The 15,750-nt window shown below is 41.6% G+C and carries 20 protein-coding genes; all 20 read right to left on the bottom strand.

Annotation, left to right across the window (positions count from 1 at the left end):
• Window positions 1–91: 91 nt before the first annotated feature.
• On the bottom strand, window positions 92–910 hold the full coding sequence (locus tag ACVPPQ_RS09145) for a MetQ/NlpA family ABC transporter substrate-binding protein (protein WP_025083226.1): 819 nt from the start codon (window positions 908–910) through the stop codon (window positions 92–94).
• 17 nt (window positions 911–927) lie between these two features.
• Entirely contained in the window at window positions 928–1,617 is a 690-nt protein-coding gene (locus tag ACVPPQ_RS09140; RefSeq protein WP_463494127.1) for a methionine ABC transporter permease, read from the bottom strand.
• On the bottom strand, window positions 1,610–2,644 hold the full coding sequence (locus tag ACVPPQ_RS09135) for a methionine ABC transporter ATP-binding protein (protein ID WP_463494125.1): 1,035 nt from the start codon (window positions 2,642–2,644) through the stop codon (window positions 1,610–1,612). Before ACVPPQ_RS09135 ends, ACVPPQ_RS09140 begins: the two co-directional genes overlap by 8 nt.
• 383 nt (window positions 2,645–3,027) lie before the next feature.
• Window positions 3,028–3,330, bottom strand: a complete 303-nt coding sequence (locus ACVPPQ_RS09130; RefSeq protein ID WP_025083223.1) for a glycine cleavage system H family protein — start codon at window positions 3,328–3,330, stop codon at window positions 3,028–3,030.
• A 19-nt stretch (window positions 3,331–3,349) separates the two neighbouring features.
• Window positions 3,350–4,549 carry an FtsW/RodA/SpoVE family cell cycle protein gene (locus ACVPPQ_RS09125; protein ID WP_463494123.1) on the bottom strand — a complete coding sequence of 400 codons (1,200 nt, stop codon included), beginning with the start codon at window positions 4,547–4,549 and terminating at the stop codon, window positions 3,350–3,352.
• Between the two features lie 91 nt (window positions 4,550–4,640).
• Complete coding sequence (locus tag ACVPPQ_RS09120; protein WP_254680031.1) at window positions 4,641–4,871, bottom strand: DUF2969 domain-containing protein; 231 nt, start codon at window positions 4,869–4,871, stop codon at window positions 4,641–4,643.
• 21 nt (window positions 4,872–4,892) lie between these two features.
• Complete coding sequence (yidD, locus tag ACVPPQ_RS09115; protein ID WP_254680032.1) at window positions 4,893–5,138, bottom strand: membrane protein insertion efficiency factor YidD; 246 nt, start codon at window positions 5,136–5,138, stop codon at window positions 4,893–4,895.
• A 21-nt stretch (window positions 5,139–5,159) separates the two neighbouring features.
• On the bottom strand, window positions 5,160–5,342 hold the full coding sequence (locus ACVPPQ_RS09110; RefSeq protein WP_025083219.1) for a DNA-directed RNA polymerase subunit beta: 183 nt from the start codon (window positions 5,340–5,342) through the stop codon (window positions 5,160–5,162).
• 37 nt (window positions 5,343–5,379) lie between these two features.
• Window positions 5,380–6,369, bottom strand: a complete 990-nt coding sequence (gene mreB / locus ACVPPQ_RS09105; protein ID WP_025083218.1) for a rod shape-determining protein — start codon at window positions 6,367–6,369, stop codon at window positions 5,380–5,382.
• A gap of 141 nt (window positions 6,370–6,510) precedes the next feature.
• Window positions 6,511–7,818 (bottom strand): UDP-N-acetylglucosamine 1-carboxyvinyltransferase, encoded by a 1,308-nt coding sequence (murA, locus tag ACVPPQ_RS09100; protein WP_463494120.1) that lies wholly within the window; start codon window positions 7,816–7,818, stop codon window positions 6,511–6,513.
• Window positions 7,819–7,849: 31 nt separating this feature from the next.
• Window positions 7,850–8,080: a DUF1146 family protein gene (locus ACVPPQ_RS09095; RefSeq protein ID WP_463494118.1), complete on the bottom strand. Its 231-nt coding sequence runs from the start codon at window positions 8,078–8,080 to the stop codon at window positions 7,850–7,852.
• Window positions 8,081–8,216: 136 nt separating this feature from the next.
• Window positions 8,217–8,651 carry a F0F1 ATP synthase subunit epsilon gene (locus ACVPPQ_RS09090; RefSeq protein WP_463494116.1) on the bottom strand — a complete coding sequence of 145 codons (435 nt, stop codon included), beginning with the start codon at window positions 8,649–8,651 and terminating at the stop codon, window positions 8,217–8,219.
• A 16-nt stretch (window positions 8,652–8,667) separates the two neighbouring features.
• The gene (atpD, locus tag ACVPPQ_RS09085; protein WP_106483301.1) at window positions 8,668–10,098 is read right to left on the bottom strand and encodes a F0F1 ATP synthase subunit beta; all 1,431 of its coding nucleotides are present in this window, start codon (window positions 10,096–10,098) and stop codon (window positions 8,668–8,670) included.
• A gap of 24 nt (window positions 10,099–10,122) precedes the next feature.
• Window positions 10,123–11,073 carry a F0F1 ATP synthase subunit gamma gene (locus tag ACVPPQ_RS09080; protein WP_463494114.1) on the bottom strand — a complete coding sequence of 317 codons (951 nt, stop codon included), beginning with the start codon at window positions 11,071–11,073 and terminating at the stop codon, window positions 10,123–10,125.
• A gap of 12 nt (window positions 11,074–11,085) precedes the next feature.
• Window positions 11,086–12,621, bottom strand: coding sequence for a F0F1 ATP synthase subunit alpha (atpA, locus tag ACVPPQ_RS09075; RefSeq protein WP_463494112.1), 1,536 nt, complete (start codon window positions 12,619–12,621; stop codon window positions 11,086–11,088).
• 28 nt (window positions 12,622–12,649) lie between these two features.
• Complete coding sequence (gene atpH / locus ACVPPQ_RS09070) at window positions 12,650–13,192, bottom strand: ATP synthase F1 subunit delta (protein WP_463494110.1); 543 nt, start codon at window positions 13,190–13,192, stop codon at window positions 12,650–12,652.
• Window positions 13,179–13,697: a F0F1 ATP synthase subunit B gene (atpF, locus tag ACVPPQ_RS09065; RefSeq protein WP_463494108.1), complete on the bottom strand. Its 519-nt coding sequence runs from the start codon at window positions 13,695–13,697 to the stop codon at window positions 13,179–13,181. Before atpF ends, atpH begins: the two co-directional genes overlap by 14 nt.
• A gap of 62 nt (window positions 13,698–13,759) precedes the next feature.
• Window positions 13,760–13,972, bottom strand: coding sequence for a F0F1 ATP synthase subunit C (atpE, locus tag ACVPPQ_RS09060; protein ID WP_025083212.1), 213 nt, complete (start codon window positions 13,970–13,972; stop codon window positions 13,760–13,762).
• 19 nt (window positions 13,973–13,991) lie between these two features.
• Window positions 13,992–14,705 carry a F0F1 ATP synthase subunit A gene (atpB, locus tag ACVPPQ_RS09055; RefSeq protein WP_463494106.1) on the bottom strand — a complete coding sequence of 238 codons (714 nt, stop codon included), beginning with the start codon at window positions 14,703–14,705 and terminating at the stop codon, window positions 13,992–13,994.
• Between the two features lie 267 nt (window positions 14,706–14,972).
• The gene (gene upp / locus ACVPPQ_RS09050) at window positions 14,973–15,602 is read right to left on the bottom strand and encodes a uracil phosphoribosyltransferase (protein ID WP_463494105.1); all 630 of its coding nucleotides are present in this window, start codon (window positions 15,600–15,602) and stop codon (window positions 14,973–14,975) included.
• Window positions 15,603–15,750: the final 148 nt, after the last annotated feature.

Raw genomic sequence — 15,750 nt, 5'->3', positions numbered from 1 at the left:
TTTTGTAAAGGCTTTACCACTCAAATTAAAGTTTGCACAAAGGCTCACAATAAAAAAGACGCCACCTGAAGGTAAACGTCTTAATACTATTCTATTCGACTGGTAAAACTGCCCCGTGCCATTTATTTTTGATCCAAGTTTGCGTTGATTTTGATTTCAAGGCCTTAACCAGTTTCTTAATCGCTGGTTTGTTTTGATCACCTTTGTTGACTGCCACGATATTCGCATATGGTGACGATTGTTTTTCAAGCGCGACCGCATCTTTTTCGGGATTCAATCCCCCTTGAACGGCGTAATTCGAATTAATCGCGACCAAGGTGCCTTCATTATTTTTCAAGAGTTCGGGCATGAGTTTGGGTTCGAACGTGTATTCAAACTTGAGATGTTTAGGATTAGTGGCAATATCCTTGAACGTTGCATTCTCAGCATTCACGTCGGCCTTTAAGGTGATCAAGCCACCGTCCTTCAGAATCGTCAAGACGCGACCCCAATCAGGCTGACTGCTGGAGACCAACACTTTAGCGCCGTCTTTAACTTCACTGAGTTTCTTAACCTGCTTGCTGTACAGCCCTAATGGTTCCAGATGAATACTGCCTGCACTGACGAGATGATAACCATTATCCTTGTTGGCCTTCTTCATAAAAGGGACATGTTGATAATAATTGGCATCCAATTCACCGCTGTCCAAGGCTTTATTCGGTAGCACGTAATCGCTGAACACTTTAATTTTAAGATTAACGCCCTCTTTTTTCAGTTCGGGTTGAATGTGTTTCAAGATTTCAGCGTGGGGCATTGCTGAAGCCCCCACGGTAATCGTATTACTATCGGCTTGCTTTTTCTGACCACAACCGGCTAAAGTAACTCCGGTTAATAAGACAGCTGCGACTACAAATAAACTTTTTTTCATAATTAATTCCTCCTAATTTTTTAACGGTGATCGATGTGTTTGACCACTAAATCCCCTGTTTTTTGACAAATGAAAACGATGATTAAAATAATGACGGTCGCGACCAATGTAATCGTATTCTGATTGGCTTGAAACCCATCTTGATACGCGAGATTCCCGAGACCACCCGCGCCGATGACCCCGGCCATTGCGGTGTAGCCAATCAATGAAATCGCGGTGACCGTTAAACCGGACACCAGTGCTGGCAAACTTTCAGGTAGCAATACTTGCCAAACTAATTGCCATTTCGATGCGCCCATTGACCGCGTCGCTTCGAGCACCCCACCATCAACTTCGTGAAACGCTAATTCAACTAGTCGGGCGTAAAACGGCGCGGCTGAAATAATCAGTGCGGGGATTGCGGCTTTGGGACCGATCATCGTCCCCATAATCCCCTTCGTCAACGGAATCAATAATACGATTAGGATGATAAACGGAATAGAGCGGAAAACGTTGACGCATAATGCCACGATGCCATTCAATAAGCGACTCATTGGTCGTTGGCTTTGACCCGTTTGGTATAACATCAACCCGAGTAGGAAGCCGAGAACGGCGACTAAGATGACGCTCATCGCTGACAACCAAACTGTTTCAACAGTCGCTTGCCACATGGTTGCCCAATCAACCTGATTAAATTGAAAATACGATTGAAACCCATTGACATTAGTCATGACGAATCACCTCCACTTCGATTGTTTGTTGCGCTAAATCGGCTAGAACCGCTTTTAAATCAGTTGGATCAGCTTGAATCTGGATATAGAGATAGCCGAGTGCTCCGTTAACGGTTTGCTGTAAACTCCCACTAATCACGCTGATTTCAATTGCTTGATAGCGGCGCATCAGTTGACCAATCACGGGTTGAACTGATTGTTCCTCGTTGAACCGTAATTTAACGATGCTGCCATTGGGGACGCGGTTTAGTAATTGGTCAATTGATGCCTGGGTTTCGCTCGGGGTCACGACCAATGATTCCGAAACGAAAGCTTTGGTGGCCGCTGCTTGTGGTCGTTCAAAGATATCGTGCACGCTGCCTTCTTCAATCAGTTGCCCATTTTCCATCACCGCAATTCGTTGACAGATTCGCCGCACCGCATCCATTTCGTGGGTGACTAACACAATCGTAATCCCTAATTCGCGATTGATCTTTGCTAGTAACGCTAGAATCGACGCCGTTGTTTTAGGATCCAGTGCGCTAGTCGCTTCGTCACACAACAGAATTGCTGGATCGCTAATCAAGGCGCGCGCGATTGCCACCCGCTGTTTCTGACCACCCGATAATTCACTAGGATAAGCGGCTTCGTAATCGGTTAACTCAACAAGCTTTAATAATTGACGTGCTTTGGCAAGGCGTTGCTTTTTATTAACGCCGGTTAATTTGAGCGGTAACATGATATTATCAATCACCGTTTTCGACCAAAGTAGGTTGAAATGTTGAAAAATCATCCCCATCTTTTGCCGAACCGGTCGCATCGCTTGTTCACTTAAACCGATGATCGATTGACCATTGACTAAGACATCACCACTCGTTGGCTTTTCCAAACCATTGAACAAGCGGATTAACGTACTTTTACCCGCCCCTGAATAACCGATGATGCCGTAGATTTCGCCATCCTGAATTTCAAGTGACACGTTTTTCAAAGCTTGAAAGGTCTCCCCTTCACGCGTAAATTGCTTATTAACTTGCTGAACTGTTAACATTGAATGCCCTCCTCGTATGCCTAGCGCTGAAAAAATGAGTAAAAAAAAATCCTTCCTCTCAAAAATCGAGAGAAAGGACGCCAAAATGCGTGTTACCACCTTAATTTACGATGACTTCACAGTCATCGCCTTACAAAGTACCAGATTGATACTCGTTCGCTATATCGGGCAACCCCCGCACCGGCTCAGTAAACCTCACCAAATGAAATGCTCAAAGACCATATTCAACTAAGGTTCACATTATCCGCTTGCACCTGACCGGACTCTCTAAGAATGTTACTGCTTAATCTACTCATCTTTTCATCGCTTTTTATTAATTGTCTTTCATCTTAAACAATTTAAATTAAGAAGTCAAGCTTATTCATTTAAAAAAATTGCTTTCGTTAATCAACCCGAACATCGGCGATCCACGCATCTTTTTCATTATCCGCGTTTAATAATTCGGGACTATCAGCTAATGCGGTGTTGACATTGACTAGCTCACCTTTGATGGGGCTATCTAAATCTTGGACCATTTTTTCAGCTTCGATCGCCACTAACGTTTCATCCTTCGTGACGGTCTGCCCGACCGCCGGAACATCGACAAACTTAATCTGACCAAATTCAGATTGGGCCGCTTTGGTAATGCCAACCCGTCGAATCGAAGCCGCGATTTCCTCTGTCCAAAAATAATCATCGTTACTCATTGCCACTTTGTCTTCACTCCTAGAAAGTATCTTCTGACTCACTAAACATGTAACTCTTATAATGATACCGCATCGACATCATAAAACCAATCCCAATCATGTTCCCCAGTAATGAAGAACCCCCCTGTGAAATAAAGGGTAGCGGAATCCCCGTTAATGGCAATAGTCCGACACTCATCCCGATGTTTTCAAAAACATGGAATAAAATCATCATAATGACCCCGGTTGAAACGTAAGCGTAAAATTCATTTTTCGTATCAAACGTAATCCGAATCATCTGATAAATCAGTAAGAAATACAACAGGATCACAAAACAAGAACCGATGAAACCAAAATTTTCACCAATGACGGAAAAAATCATATCCGATTCACGAACTGGGACATTAACTTGAATCGTGTTGAATCCTTTACCGAATAATTGACCAGAACCAATCGCCTTTAAACTTTGAGACAACTGCAAACTGGTAGTCGCCGTATTATCAAACGGATGTAACCAAGCATCAATTCGGTTAAACTGGTACGTCTTAAAACCAACATGGGTCAAGATTACTCGACCCCAAGTCGTGGCAGCCAGAGATAAAGCCGTCCCACCGATTGCGGCAGCTACAGCGATTGTTGGTGCTAAAATCTTCCAAGTAACGCCGGAAACTAAAACGACGCCCCCAAAAATTGCGAAAAAGACCAACATTGTCCCAAAATCATTTTGTAATTTTAACAAGACCATGACTGGCAATGTCCATAGTAATAAACGGCCTAATAATAACCAATCAGAACGCATCGTATGTTCTGAATATTCAGTGTTGTGCTGCGTCACAACCCGGCCCAACATTAAGATGTAGGCCGGTTTCATCACTTCAGACGGTTGAAACGAGATTGGTCCTAAAGCAAACCAACTTTTAGCACCCGTTTGCGCGGCAACTTGGCGATTATAGAGAAATAAAACGGCAATTAGTAGGAAGATCCCGACACCATAAACCAATGGCGCAATTCGCCACAGTTGTTCAGAATCAAATTGCATAATAATGACAATCGCAATCCCACCAATCACGTACCACATCGCTTGCATAACCACTGCTCGGACGGGATTACTGCCACTCGTATCGTGTAAGACAGCAACATAAATCGACATTAATCCGACTAATGCCAACATAAAGACTGAAAAGACAATCCCGTAATCAATTCGCGACGTCTCTTCTGTTGTTTCTAATTCTTTTGGCATGTTAAATCTCCTTCAATCAATCTGCTTTTATTATATAAATAACCCGGCCAAAATGCCGCCGGGCTACTCAAAACTAAGCAATTCTTAAGAATTAACCTTGATGTAAATGGTATTCCTTAAGCAATTCATTGACCGCATCATCGTGTGTTTTTGTAATGATTATTTGCTTCGTACCGGTAACCGTGGCTTCAAAACGCTTCTTAACGCTATCTTCCACAATTACACCAATTTCATTCTTACCGACCATAATACTGGTCATCGCTTGACCGTCACGAGTGATATCGTCAATAGTGACTTCAATATTTTTTTCTTTTTTTGACATAACTATTTAAAACTCCTCTGTTTAACGCTGCGCCTTGTTGCGGCGTACCGTAAAATAATCTGGCACGGGGTCGTAACCACCCTTAATAAACGGATGACAGCGTAAAATGCGCCCAATGCCCATAATCAGCCCTTTGAAGGCCCCGTGTTTTTGAATCGCTTGGATCATGTAACTCGAACAAGTTGGATAATAACGACAACTAGGCGGTAACAATGGCGAAATCCCTTGCTGATAAAACCGGACCAACATAATTAACCCTTTTTTCATCTTGACCCACCTACTATCGAACTATTGTAAGAAATTAATAATGTGACTCCAAGTACTTGGTAAGAAAACCCCAAACGGATTCTGACCGCCCATCGCAAAACCAATCATCTCACCCACTAAGAGCGCAAGGATGATCAAGACAATGACTAAGAGTATTTTCTTAAGTACCGGTTTAACATGTTCATTAAAATTTGATTGATACACGATTTTTCACAATCCCTTACTCATATTCCGATGCACCTTAATGCGCCCGTTTATGTTCCATATTATCCAATAAAATACCCGTCCCGATTGCGACGGCATCTAACGGATTTTCAGCTAAGACCACTGGCACCTTGAGATGTTCAGCAAATAAGTTAGCGATATTCCGCAATAGCGCACCACCACCGGTCAACATAATCCCACGGTCAATAATGTCCGCTGATAATTCGGGAGGTGTCACTTCTAAGACTTCTTTAGCCGCTGCGACAATTTCCATCATGGTATCGTGTAAGGCTGATTCAACTTCATCCGCTGCAATCGTGACTGATTGTGGTAAACCAGTCACCATATCACGGCCCCGAATTTCAAGGGTTTCGCTAGCATCTGCGTGCCAAACGTTCCCAATCGTTAACTTGATGGTTTCGGCACTGTGTTCACCAATCAGTAAACCATGTTTTTTCTTAACGTAGGCGGCAATTTCAGTATTCATCTTATCACCAGCTAGGCGCAATGAGCGACTCGTCACGACTTCACCCATTGAAAGCACGGCAACATCACTGGTACCACCACCGATATCAATCACCATGTTACCCCGTGGTTGAAAAATATCCATGCCCGCACCGACAGCCGCCACTTTGGGTTCTAATTCTAAAAAGACCTTACCGCCGCCTGATTTTTCAGCCGCTTCAATAATGGCTTTTTGTTCAATTGACGTAATATTAGTTGGACAACAAATTAAGATATTTGGTTTTGATAAAAAACCTTTAACGTTTAATTTATTAATAAAATAAGCTAACATTTCTTCTGTAATATCAAAATCCGCAATCACGCCATCTTTTAAAGGACGCACTGCATGAATGTTGCCGGGTGTCCGACCCACCATGCTGTAAGCTTCTGAGCCGACTGCTAAAACCTTTTTCGTTTGTGTATCAATCGCAACAACTGAAGGTTCGTTAAGGACAATCCCCTTACCTTTTACATTAATTAAGACGTTGGCTGTCCCTAAATCAATCCCGATATCTTTAGCCATTTAGCGTTGCTCCTTCCGAAAACCATATTCAATACTAAATTATACCACACGGTACTTTGCAATAACATATAAGATTTATTAACGCTTGGCCTACAAAAAAGCTGAATCAGCAAATGCTCATCCAGCTCTCGATGGTGCTTATTAAGCTAATTTCGCTTCATTCTTAACGATTATTTGACCTTTAGCGTCAAAATCAGCACGGCTAATGTGCGCGCCTAATGCCCGTAATTTCTGATGGAAATGATAATAACCACGATCCATATATTGGAGATTGGTCACTAATGTTTCACCGTTCGCCACCAAACCGGCGATCACTAAAGCAGCGGCCGCCCGTAAATCAGAAGCCGCGACTTCAGCACCATTAAATTTCGTCGGCCCATAAAGTAGGACAGATTGGCCTTCAATTTGATAATCAGCCGTCATCCGACGCAATTCTTCTAAATGCATGAACCGATTTTCAAACACCGTTTCAGTCATCACACTCGTGCCATCCGCCATCAATTGCAACGCCGTCATTTGGGCTTGCATATCCGTTGGAAAACCAGGATATGGGAGGGTTTTAACATTACTGGGTTTCAAAGTCGCTGGTCCGATGACACGAATACCCGCATCTTCTTCAATCACTTCAGCACCCATTTCAACTAATTTCGATAATAAGGGCTTATTATGTTCAGCAATGGCTTCTTGAATCAAGACATTACCGTGAGTCGCAGCAGCGGCTACCATAAAAGTCCCGGCTTCAATCCGATCTTGAACAATACTGTGTTCAGTCCCACATAAACGGGTCACGCCTTCGATCCGGATTGTTTCAGTTCCGGCACCAAAGACCTTCGCCCCCATTTTATTTAAAACGTTGGCCAAATCAACAATTTCGGGTTCGCGAGCAACGTTATCAATTGTCGTCGTCCCTTTAGCCATCGTCGCGGCCATCATAATATTTTGAGTCGCACCGACACTTGGAAAATCTAAATAAATTTCAGCCCCGACTAACTGGTCTGCTTTAGCCTCGATGTACCCATTACTTTGGGTAATCGTGGCACCGAGCGCTTCAAAACCCTTTAAATGTAAGTCAACCGGTCGTGAACCGATGGCACAACCACCTGGCATCGCAACGCGGGCATGACCCAAACGGGCTAACAGGGGACCCATGACAACGATTGAAGCGCGCATTTTAGAAACATATTCAAAAGCAGCTTCAAAATTTAAAGGTTGTGTCGCATCAATCACGAGTTTGTTGTGCGCTTCATCAAAGTTAACTTGCGCTTCTAAACTCTTTAAAACGTCTTGCATCATAAAAACGTCCGATAAAATCGGCACGTTGGTAAATTCGACTGGACCGTCTTCTGCTAATAATGCCGCTGCCATAATGGGTAAAACAGCATTTTTGGCACCTTCAATGTGCACATCTCCGACTAAAGGTTGTCCACCTTGTATGATTAATTTTTCCAAGAGTTTCCCTCCGCTAAATTGGCTTGTTTAATTAAACTAGGAACATGATGTTCCTAGCTTGTGAGATAATTTCTAAAAAGAATTGACTGACTGAATAACCCATCACAATTGCCAGAAACATCATGACAATCTGGATTTGGCGGACATGACCCGGTTTAAAGAACTGTTCCAACCGAACCGCTTGTAATCCGTAAAAACTGATCACAATAAAGCCCATATGACTGATGATTGTGACCACTGCTTGTAATCCAATTGATTCCAATGAACTGATGCTCCTTTTGTGATATACGGACATTGTAACATATCAAAACCAGATTTGTCTGCCTCTCCGCTGCAATCTTAAAATATGTAAAAAAAGCGGTCATCACCTATCAGTGACAACCGCTTTATTTTGATGCTTATAATAAATGATTTTTAACATTAATTCGGTTCACTGCACGTTGTAATGCAATTTGAGCACGAACTAACTCATTACTATCATGTTTTTCTGAAGCAGTCTTAATCGCTGTTTCAGCACGTTGCTTAGCACTTTGAGCACGATCAATATCGATATCACGAGCCCGTTCAGCACTATCAGCGACGATTGAAGCAATATTATGACTAACTTCCATAAAACCACCATTAATGGCAATCGCGTCTTCATGCCCTGGGTTATCTGTCCGCTTAACACGAAGTTCACCAATTTCTAAAGGGGTAATAATTGGCTCATGATTAGCCATAATACCAAGTTGACCCGCCATTGCTGGCACAACGACCATTGAAGCCCGGTGATCATAAACAATCCCACTAGGCGTCACGATATTAACGGTTAATACGTTTTGTCCTTCTGCCATTCATTAGCACCCCTTCCTAAGCTTGAGTTGATTCCTGTTCGGATTGTGTATAACCCATATCCTTTGCCTTTGCTAAAACGGCATCCATATTCCCAACTAGACGGAACGCTTCTTCGGGAACATCATCATATTTACCAGCTAAAATATCTCTGAAACCAGTAACGGTTTCTTTAACAGGTACGTATGATCCAGGTTGGCCAGTAAAGGCTTCGGCAACGTTAAAGTTTTGTGACAAGAAGAATTGAATGCGACGAGCGCGGGCAACGATGATTTTTTCATCGTCTGACAATTCATCCATCCCTAAAATTGAGATGATATCTTGTAATTCACGGTAACGTTGTAAAACGTGTTGTACTTCTGATGCAACATCATAATGTTCTTGACCAACGATTTCAGGATCAAGCGCACTAGAAGATGATTCTAGTGGGTTAACGGCTGGATAAATCCCTTGTTGCGTTAACTTGCGATCCAAGTTGGTTGTGGCATCCAAATGCGCAAATGTTGTTGCAGGTGCAGGATCGGTATAATCATCGGCAGGCACATAGATGGCTTGGATAGATGTTACTGATCCTTTTTTAGTGGATGTAATCCGTTCTTGTAATTGACCCATTTCAGTTGCTAATGTTGGTTGATAACCAACGGCTGAAGGCATCCGACCTAAAAGGGCAGAAACTTCTGAACCAGCTTGTGTGAAACGGAAAATATTATCGATGAACAATAGTACATCTTGGCCTTCAACATCACGGAAGTATTCGGCAATTGTTAAACCAGTCAAGGCAACACGCATACGTGCACCAGGCGATTCATTCATTTGACCGAAAACCATGGCTGTCTTTTCCAAAACGCCTGATTCTTTCATTTCAAAGTATAAGTCATTACCTTCACGTGTTCGTTCACCAACACCAGTAAAGACAGAAATACCACCATGTTCTTCGGCAATATTATGAATTAATTCTTGGATTAAGACGGTTTTACCGACACCGGCACCACCGAACAAACCGATTTTACCACCACGCACATAAGGGGCAAGTAAATCGATTACCTTAATACCAGTTTCTAGAATTTCTGAACTTGTATTTAATTCCTCAAACTTAGGCGCAGAACGGTGAATACTGTCGCGTCTAAAGTCTGCAGGAAATTCTTCACCGCCATCGATTGTTTCACCCAAGACGTTAAACACCCGTCCTAGGGTTTCCTTACCAACTGGTACGTTAATTGAACGACCAGCATCTTCAACGTCCATCCCACGACGTAAGCCGTCAGTTGAATCCATTGAAATGGTACGCATTACCCCATCGCCTAATTCTAGAGCAACCTCTAAGACGACAGTTTCATTATTGCCTTTATCAACGATCAAGGCATTATTGATATCTGGTAAAGTCGTATCTAAAGAAAATTCGACATCGACAACGGGACCAATAACTTGGATAACTTTTCCCATACTCATGTTGTTATCTTCCTCCCGCGTTTCTTATTCTAATGCTGCCGCACCACCGACAATTTCGGTGATTTCAGTTGTAATTTGTGATTGACGTGCCCGGTTATATTTAATTGACAAATCGCCAATTAAATCGTTGGCATTATCAGTCGCACTCTTCATTGCTGTCATTGAAGCCGCATGTTCTGCGGTTTTAGAATCTAGAATGGCACCATAAATTAAACTCTCAGCGTATTGCGGTAGAATCGCATCTAAGGCATCCTCAACAGAAGGTTCTGTAATGTAATCTAAATCTTGATCAGCAACTTCTGAAACATCTAAATCGGTAACGGGTAACATTTTTTCAGCTCGAAAACCAGATGCTAATGAATTGATATGGTGATTGTAACAAACATAAAGCTCATCAAAAACCCCACTATCATACATGGCAACGGCTGTTTTAACGATTTCACGAACTTCATTAAAGGATGGCACATCACTGACGCCACGATATTCGTAGGTCATGTTCATGTGGCGTGCTTTAAAGAAATCAGCGCCAGTCCCACCGACCGCCATAATAGCGTAATCGTCAGCAGACTCGTGATTAGTTGAAATCATTTCAACCATGGCTTTTAAAATCGAACTGTTATAAGCGCCAACTAAACCCCGATCACTGGTAATGACCAAGTAACCGGTCTTTTTAATTGGTCTTTCCACTAACAAATTACTTAAAGTGATTGTGTGTTTCATCACTTCTTGTTCAGTCATGTTGACTGTTTCAGTAGCTTTGACACCCTTCTTTTTGCGAGCTATGCCAATTAATTGACTAGCTGCTAAATGAGTGACAATTTCCCGAATCTTATCCGTATAAACGGAATAAGCGATTGAGTTTTTTTCAATCTGCGAAAGTTTAGCCCCTGAAACCATTTGCATGGCACTTGTAATTTGACCAGTTTTTTTAGTAGAGGCGATTCTTCGTTTGATATCCATTAAAGATTCAGCCAATTAATTCACCCCTTACTTATCTGCGTCTTGATTGTCAGCATCTTGTGTTGGTGCAAAGCCTTCGGTGAAGGTCTTGATTGCAGCATCAAGTTTGTCAGTATCTGGCAATTTCGTTGTTTGACGAATTGTGTCCATCAAGTCTTTCGCAGTACTTTCAAGATAATCAGTTAATTCATTTTCATAACGAGCAATGTCATCAACTGGTACATCATCAATGAAACCATGCGTTAACGCATATAAAATGGTTGTTTGTTGTTCAAATGGTAATGGTTTATGAAGTGGTTGTTTCAAGACTTCAACCGTCCGTTTACCACGATTCAACTTCGCTTGCGTTGACGCATCTAAGTCAGAACCGAATTGCGTAAAGGCTTCAAGTTCACGATATGATGAAAGATCAAGACGCAATGTCCCAGAAACTTTCTTCATGGCTTTCGTTTGAGCAGCGCCACCAACCCGAGAAACAGATGAACCAGCATCGATAGCTGGCCGAGTTCCTGAATAGAATAAATCACTTTCCAAGAAGATTTGACCATCTGTTATCGAGATAACGTTGGTTGGGATATAAGCTGAGATATCACCGGCTTGAGTTTCAATGATTGGTAAAGCCGTCATTGAACCACCACCTAATTCATCACTCAACTTAGCAGCCCGTTCTAGTAAACGTGAATGTAAGTAGAAAATATCCCCTGGATAGGCTTCACGGCCTGGAGGTCTTCTCAAAAGTAATGAAATTTCACGATAAGCAGCCGCTTGTTTCGTTAAATCATCATAGACGATTAAAACGTGCTTGCCGTTATACATGAATTCTTCACCCATAGCTGCGCCAGCATAAGGAGCGATATACAATAATGGTGCGGGTTGGCTAGGGCCAGCTTCAACCACGATAGTATAATCCATTGCGCCGTAACGACGTAATGTTTCCACTTGATTTCTGACAGTTGATTCTTTTTGACCAATGGCGACATAGATGCAAATCATGTCTTGGTCTTTTTGGTTAATAATGGTATCGATCGCAACTGATGTTTTACCAGTCTTACGATCCCCGATAATTAATTCCCGTTGGCCACGGCCAATAGGCACTAAAGCATCGATGGCTTTTAAACCAGTTTGTAAAGGTTCTGAAACTGATTGACGGGCCATAACGCCAGGTGCTTTCTTTTCGATAGGACGTGTCTTATCGGTTTTGATTTCACCTTTACCATCCACGGGTTGACCCAATGGATTAACGACCCGACCGATCATAGCGTCCCCAACGGGAACTTCCATAATCCGACCAGTCCGTTTAACTTGGTCGCCTTCACGAATATTTTCATATTCGCCAAGAATAATGATACCAACATCATTACTTTCCAAGTTTTGAGCGACCCCGTATGAACCGTTAGAAAATTCCAACAATTCACTTGCAAGGGCGTTTTCTAAACCGTGAGCACGTGCAATCCCATCACCAACGTAAGTGACAGTACCGACTTCTTCGACGGCTAAATCTTCATTATAATTTGCTAGTTGTTGTTTAATTAATGCACTGATTTCCTCAGTTTTAATGCTCATCAGGTTCACCTCTTTATCAACGATTGACTTATTTCAATAATAACGACTTAATGTGATCTAAACCGTGTTTAACACTGCCATCAATCACTTTATTGTTCGCTTCAAGCACGATACCACCAATGATTTCTGGATCCACAATAGGTTCAACGATGACTTGGTTTAAGCCTTCGCGTTTAGCAAAAGTTTGACCAATCTTTGCAATTTCAGCTTCATCCAAAGGGACTGCTGAGGTCACTTTCGCATGGGCAATCCCTTTTTGATGATCATATAGATCTTCATAAGCTGCCATGATGTACGGCATATCTGCCATGCGATCATAATCAAACACCAAACCTAAAAAGTGTTGCATCAACGTACTAAAATTTTGTGTTAATAATTCTAGTAGCGTACGTTGTTTTAATCCAGACAAAGTTGTATCGGTGAGAAGCGGGCCTAGTTTCGGATTATCATTGAAAATAGTCTCGAGTGCTTGTATCTCATCATGGATACTTTCAAATTGTTGCTCTTGTTCTGCAAGGGCAAATAAGGCCTTCGCATAGCGCTGGCCGACTGCATACTTATCTAGTTTCATTTTGCTTGTCCAACCCTTCAATATAGGAATTGATCAATGACTTTTGATCAGTAACTGACAATTCTTTCTTAATGAGTTTAGAAGCAATTTCAATAGATAGTTGAGCAACATCATCTCTCGCACTGTTTAACGCATCTACACGAGATTGTTCGATGTCTTTTTTAGCATTTTGTTTTAAAGTTTGGACTTCTTCTTGCGCGAGCGTAACCATACCTTCGCGTTGTTTTTCACCGTTTTGTTTGGCAGTCGTTACAATTTCAACGGCTTCTGATTTAGAGCTCTTCAACTCAGTGGCGCGTTGGGCAGCTAATTGGGCTGCATCTTCGCGTGATTGAGCCGCGTTGTCTAAATCATTGGTAATTTTGTCAGAACGTGTCTGCATCATTTTTGAAACAGGCCCGAAAGCAAATTTACCAACTAAAGCAACTAAAATAATAAAAACCACTAGAACAAATAGTGAATCCCCAAGGTATGCAGAAGCACCAACGAATAAATGACTAAACATCTATTGACACTCCTTCCTTGACTTACTGACTAATTTTTAAAGCAATATAAATCTACTTTTATTTATTGAAATAAGATCAAGAAAGAAACGACGATAGCTAAGATTGGAACGGCTTCAATTAAACCAACCCCGATAAACATGGTTGTCCGTAATTGGCCTGATAATTCTGGTTGGCGAGCCATACTTTCGATTGTCTTAGAAATAACCTTACCATTACCGTATGATGCTGCGAATGCTGCGACCCCTGCTGCGATAGCTGCTGCTAAAAAGTTCATAATTTTTTTCCTCCTGTTTTTAGTCTTCTATTTCAATTTTTTCTGAAATATAGACCATCGATAGTGTTACAAATACAAAGGCTTGAATCGATCCGATAAAGACGGAAAAGCCTTGCCATACCATTTGAATCGGTGCTGTCACAATCATTGTACCAAAACCATTTGAGAAGGCCATTTTTACTAATAAGTTTAGTAAAACTTCACCCGCAAAAATATTCCCATACAACCGTAATGACAACGTTAGGAAATTGGTAAATTGTTCGATGATGTTAATCGGTAAGAAAAAACTTACCGGCTTAATATAACTCTTCAAGTAATTCCCAAATCCTAGTCGTTCGACACTAAAGTAGTGCGCAATGACCAAGACGATCATTGCTAACGACATTGTGACGATTGGATCGGTGGTTGGACTTTTCAGCCAAGTAAACCCATCTACTTTTAACTGGAAAATCAAACCAAACATATTACTAACAAGGACGAAGAAAAACATGACAAAGGCAAATAAATAAAACTGCTGTCCCTCTTTGCCAGGTATCGCGCTTTTCACAATCCCGTTCGTAAAATCGATTGCCCATTCCAAGACATTCTGCCGTTTAGTCGGTTTTAACGCAATCTTCCTTGATAGGAACAAGACAATCGCGAAAACAATAGCTGCACACAATAATACCGATAGGCAGTTCGCTAAATTAAAACGAATTCCCAAAATGCTAATAATGGGATATTTATCATCCACAAGATTCCCTCCTTCCTTAGGCCTATTATTTGTTGGCAGCAATTTTCCGATTCAGAACTGCGTCAAACAAACAACCTAAAACACAGTAATATTTATGTATAGAAAAAGCATAAATCATTACCGTAACACAATTAAGATAATACCACCATTGATTTGAAAGTACAAAGTAAATCAACGAATAAATTTTATTTTTTTAATTGACTCACTTAAGCTTTAACCACCTAACAAAAAATGCTCACAGACAAATGTCTGTAAGCACTAGGGCAATTACTTAGTTCCGAACAACCGATCGCCAGCATCGCCTAAACCAGGTACGATATAGCCATCCTCGTTTAAATGATCGTCTAATCCAGCCGCGTAAATATCAACATCTGGATGCGCATCTTGAACCGCTTTAACACCTTCGGGAGCAGCCACTAGAACAACTAAACGCATTGATGTTGCGCCCCGTTTTTTAAGGGCATCAATTGCCATGATAGCTGACCCACCCGTAGCTAACATAGGATCAACGATGAACAATTGACGTTGATCAATATCTGGTGGCAATTTAACAAAATATTCGTGTGGCTGTAATGTTTTTTCATCACGGTACATACCGATATGGCCCACTTTAGCAGCTGGGATTAATTTTAAAACACCATCAACCATGCCGAGACCAGCACGTAAAATTGGTACCACGGCCAATTTCTTACCACTCAATTGTTTTTCAACAGCGGAACCCATTGGTGTTTCGATTGTCACATCTTCCATTGCTAAATCGCGTGTAATTTCGTACACCATCAATTCTGCAATTTCATTTGCAACTTCACGGAAAACTTTAGTACCAGTATCCTTATTACGGATAATTGTTAATTTGTGCTGGATCAATGGATGATTTAAAACTGTGAACTTTGCCATTTTTTTGCCCCTATTCTCTTAAATTTAAACCGGAAAGAATCTCACCAAAAAAGAGCGACTCCAAAGAAATAATCTTTTGAGTCACTCCCCTTTCCGCGTAAATTCCTGTTGTCTATTGTAGCCCAGATAGCCACAAAAAACTAGCATT

It is taken from the genome of Latilactobacillus parafuchuensis (assembly GCF_055271665.1).
The sequence above is the reverse complement of the archived record's forward strand: the minus strand, read 5'-3'. Positions and strand labels throughout refer to the sequence as shown.

What these genes read in the sequence shown, in the direction of transcription:
- ACVPPQ_RS09140 (WP_463494127.1), bottom strand. Translation starts at nt 1,617, where the DNA reads ATGACTAATGTCAATGGGTTTCAATCGTATTTTCAATTTAATCAGGTT.
- ACVPPQ_RS09135 (WP_463494125.1), bottom strand. Translation starts at nt 2,644, where the DNA reads ATGTTAACAGTTCAGCAAGTTAATAAGCAATTTACGCGTGAAGGGGAG.
- ACVPPQ_RS09130 (WP_025083223.1), bottom strand. Translation starts at nt 3,330, where the DNA reads ATGAGTAACGATGATTATTTTTGGACAGAGGAAATCGCGGCTTCGATT.
- ACVPPQ_RS09125 (WP_463494123.1), bottom strand. Translation starts at nt 4,549, where the DNA reads ATGCCAAAAGAATTAGAAACAACAGAAGAGACGTCGCGAATTGATTAC.
- ACVPPQ_RS09120 (WP_254680031.1), bottom strand. Translation starts at nt 4,871, where the DNA reads ATGTCAAAAAAAGAAAAAAATATTGAAGTCACTATTGACGATATCACT.
- yidD (WP_254680032.1), bottom strand. Translation starts at nt 5,138, where the DNA reads ATGAAAAAAGGGTTAATTATGTTGGTCCGGTTTTATCAGCAAGGGATT.
- mreB (WP_025083218.1), bottom strand. Translation starts at nt 6,369, where the DNA reads ATGGCTAAAGATATCGGGATTGATTTAGGGACAGCCAACGTCTTAATT.
- ACVPPQ_RS09090 (WP_463494116.1), bottom strand. Translation starts at nt 8,651, where the DNA reads ATGGCAGAAGGACAAAACGTATTAACCGTTAATATCGTGACGCCTAGT.
- atpD (WP_106483301.1), bottom strand. Translation starts at nt 10,098, where the DNA reads ATGAGTATGGGAAAAGTTATCCAAGTTATTGGTCCCGTTGTCGATGTC.
- atpA (WP_463494112.1), bottom strand. Translation starts at nt 12,621, where the DNA reads ATGAGCATTAAAACTGAGGAAATCAGTGCATTAATTAAACAACAACTA.
- atpH (WP_463494110.1), bottom strand. Translation starts at nt 13,192, where the DNA reads ATGAAACTAGATAAGTATGCAGTCGGCCAGCGCTATGCGAAGGCCTTA.
- atpF (WP_463494108.1), bottom strand. Translation starts at nt 13,697, where the DNA reads ATGTTTAGTCATTTATTCGTTGGTGCTTCTGCATACCTTGGGGATTCA.
- atpE (WP_025083212.1), bottom strand. Translation starts at nt 13,972, where the DNA reads ATGAACTTTTTAGCAGCAGCTATCGCAGCAGGGGTCGCAGCATTCGCA.
- upp (WP_463494105.1), bottom strand. Translation starts at nt 15,602, where the DNA reads ATGGCAAAGTTCACAGTTTTAAATCATCCATTGATCCAGCACAAATTA.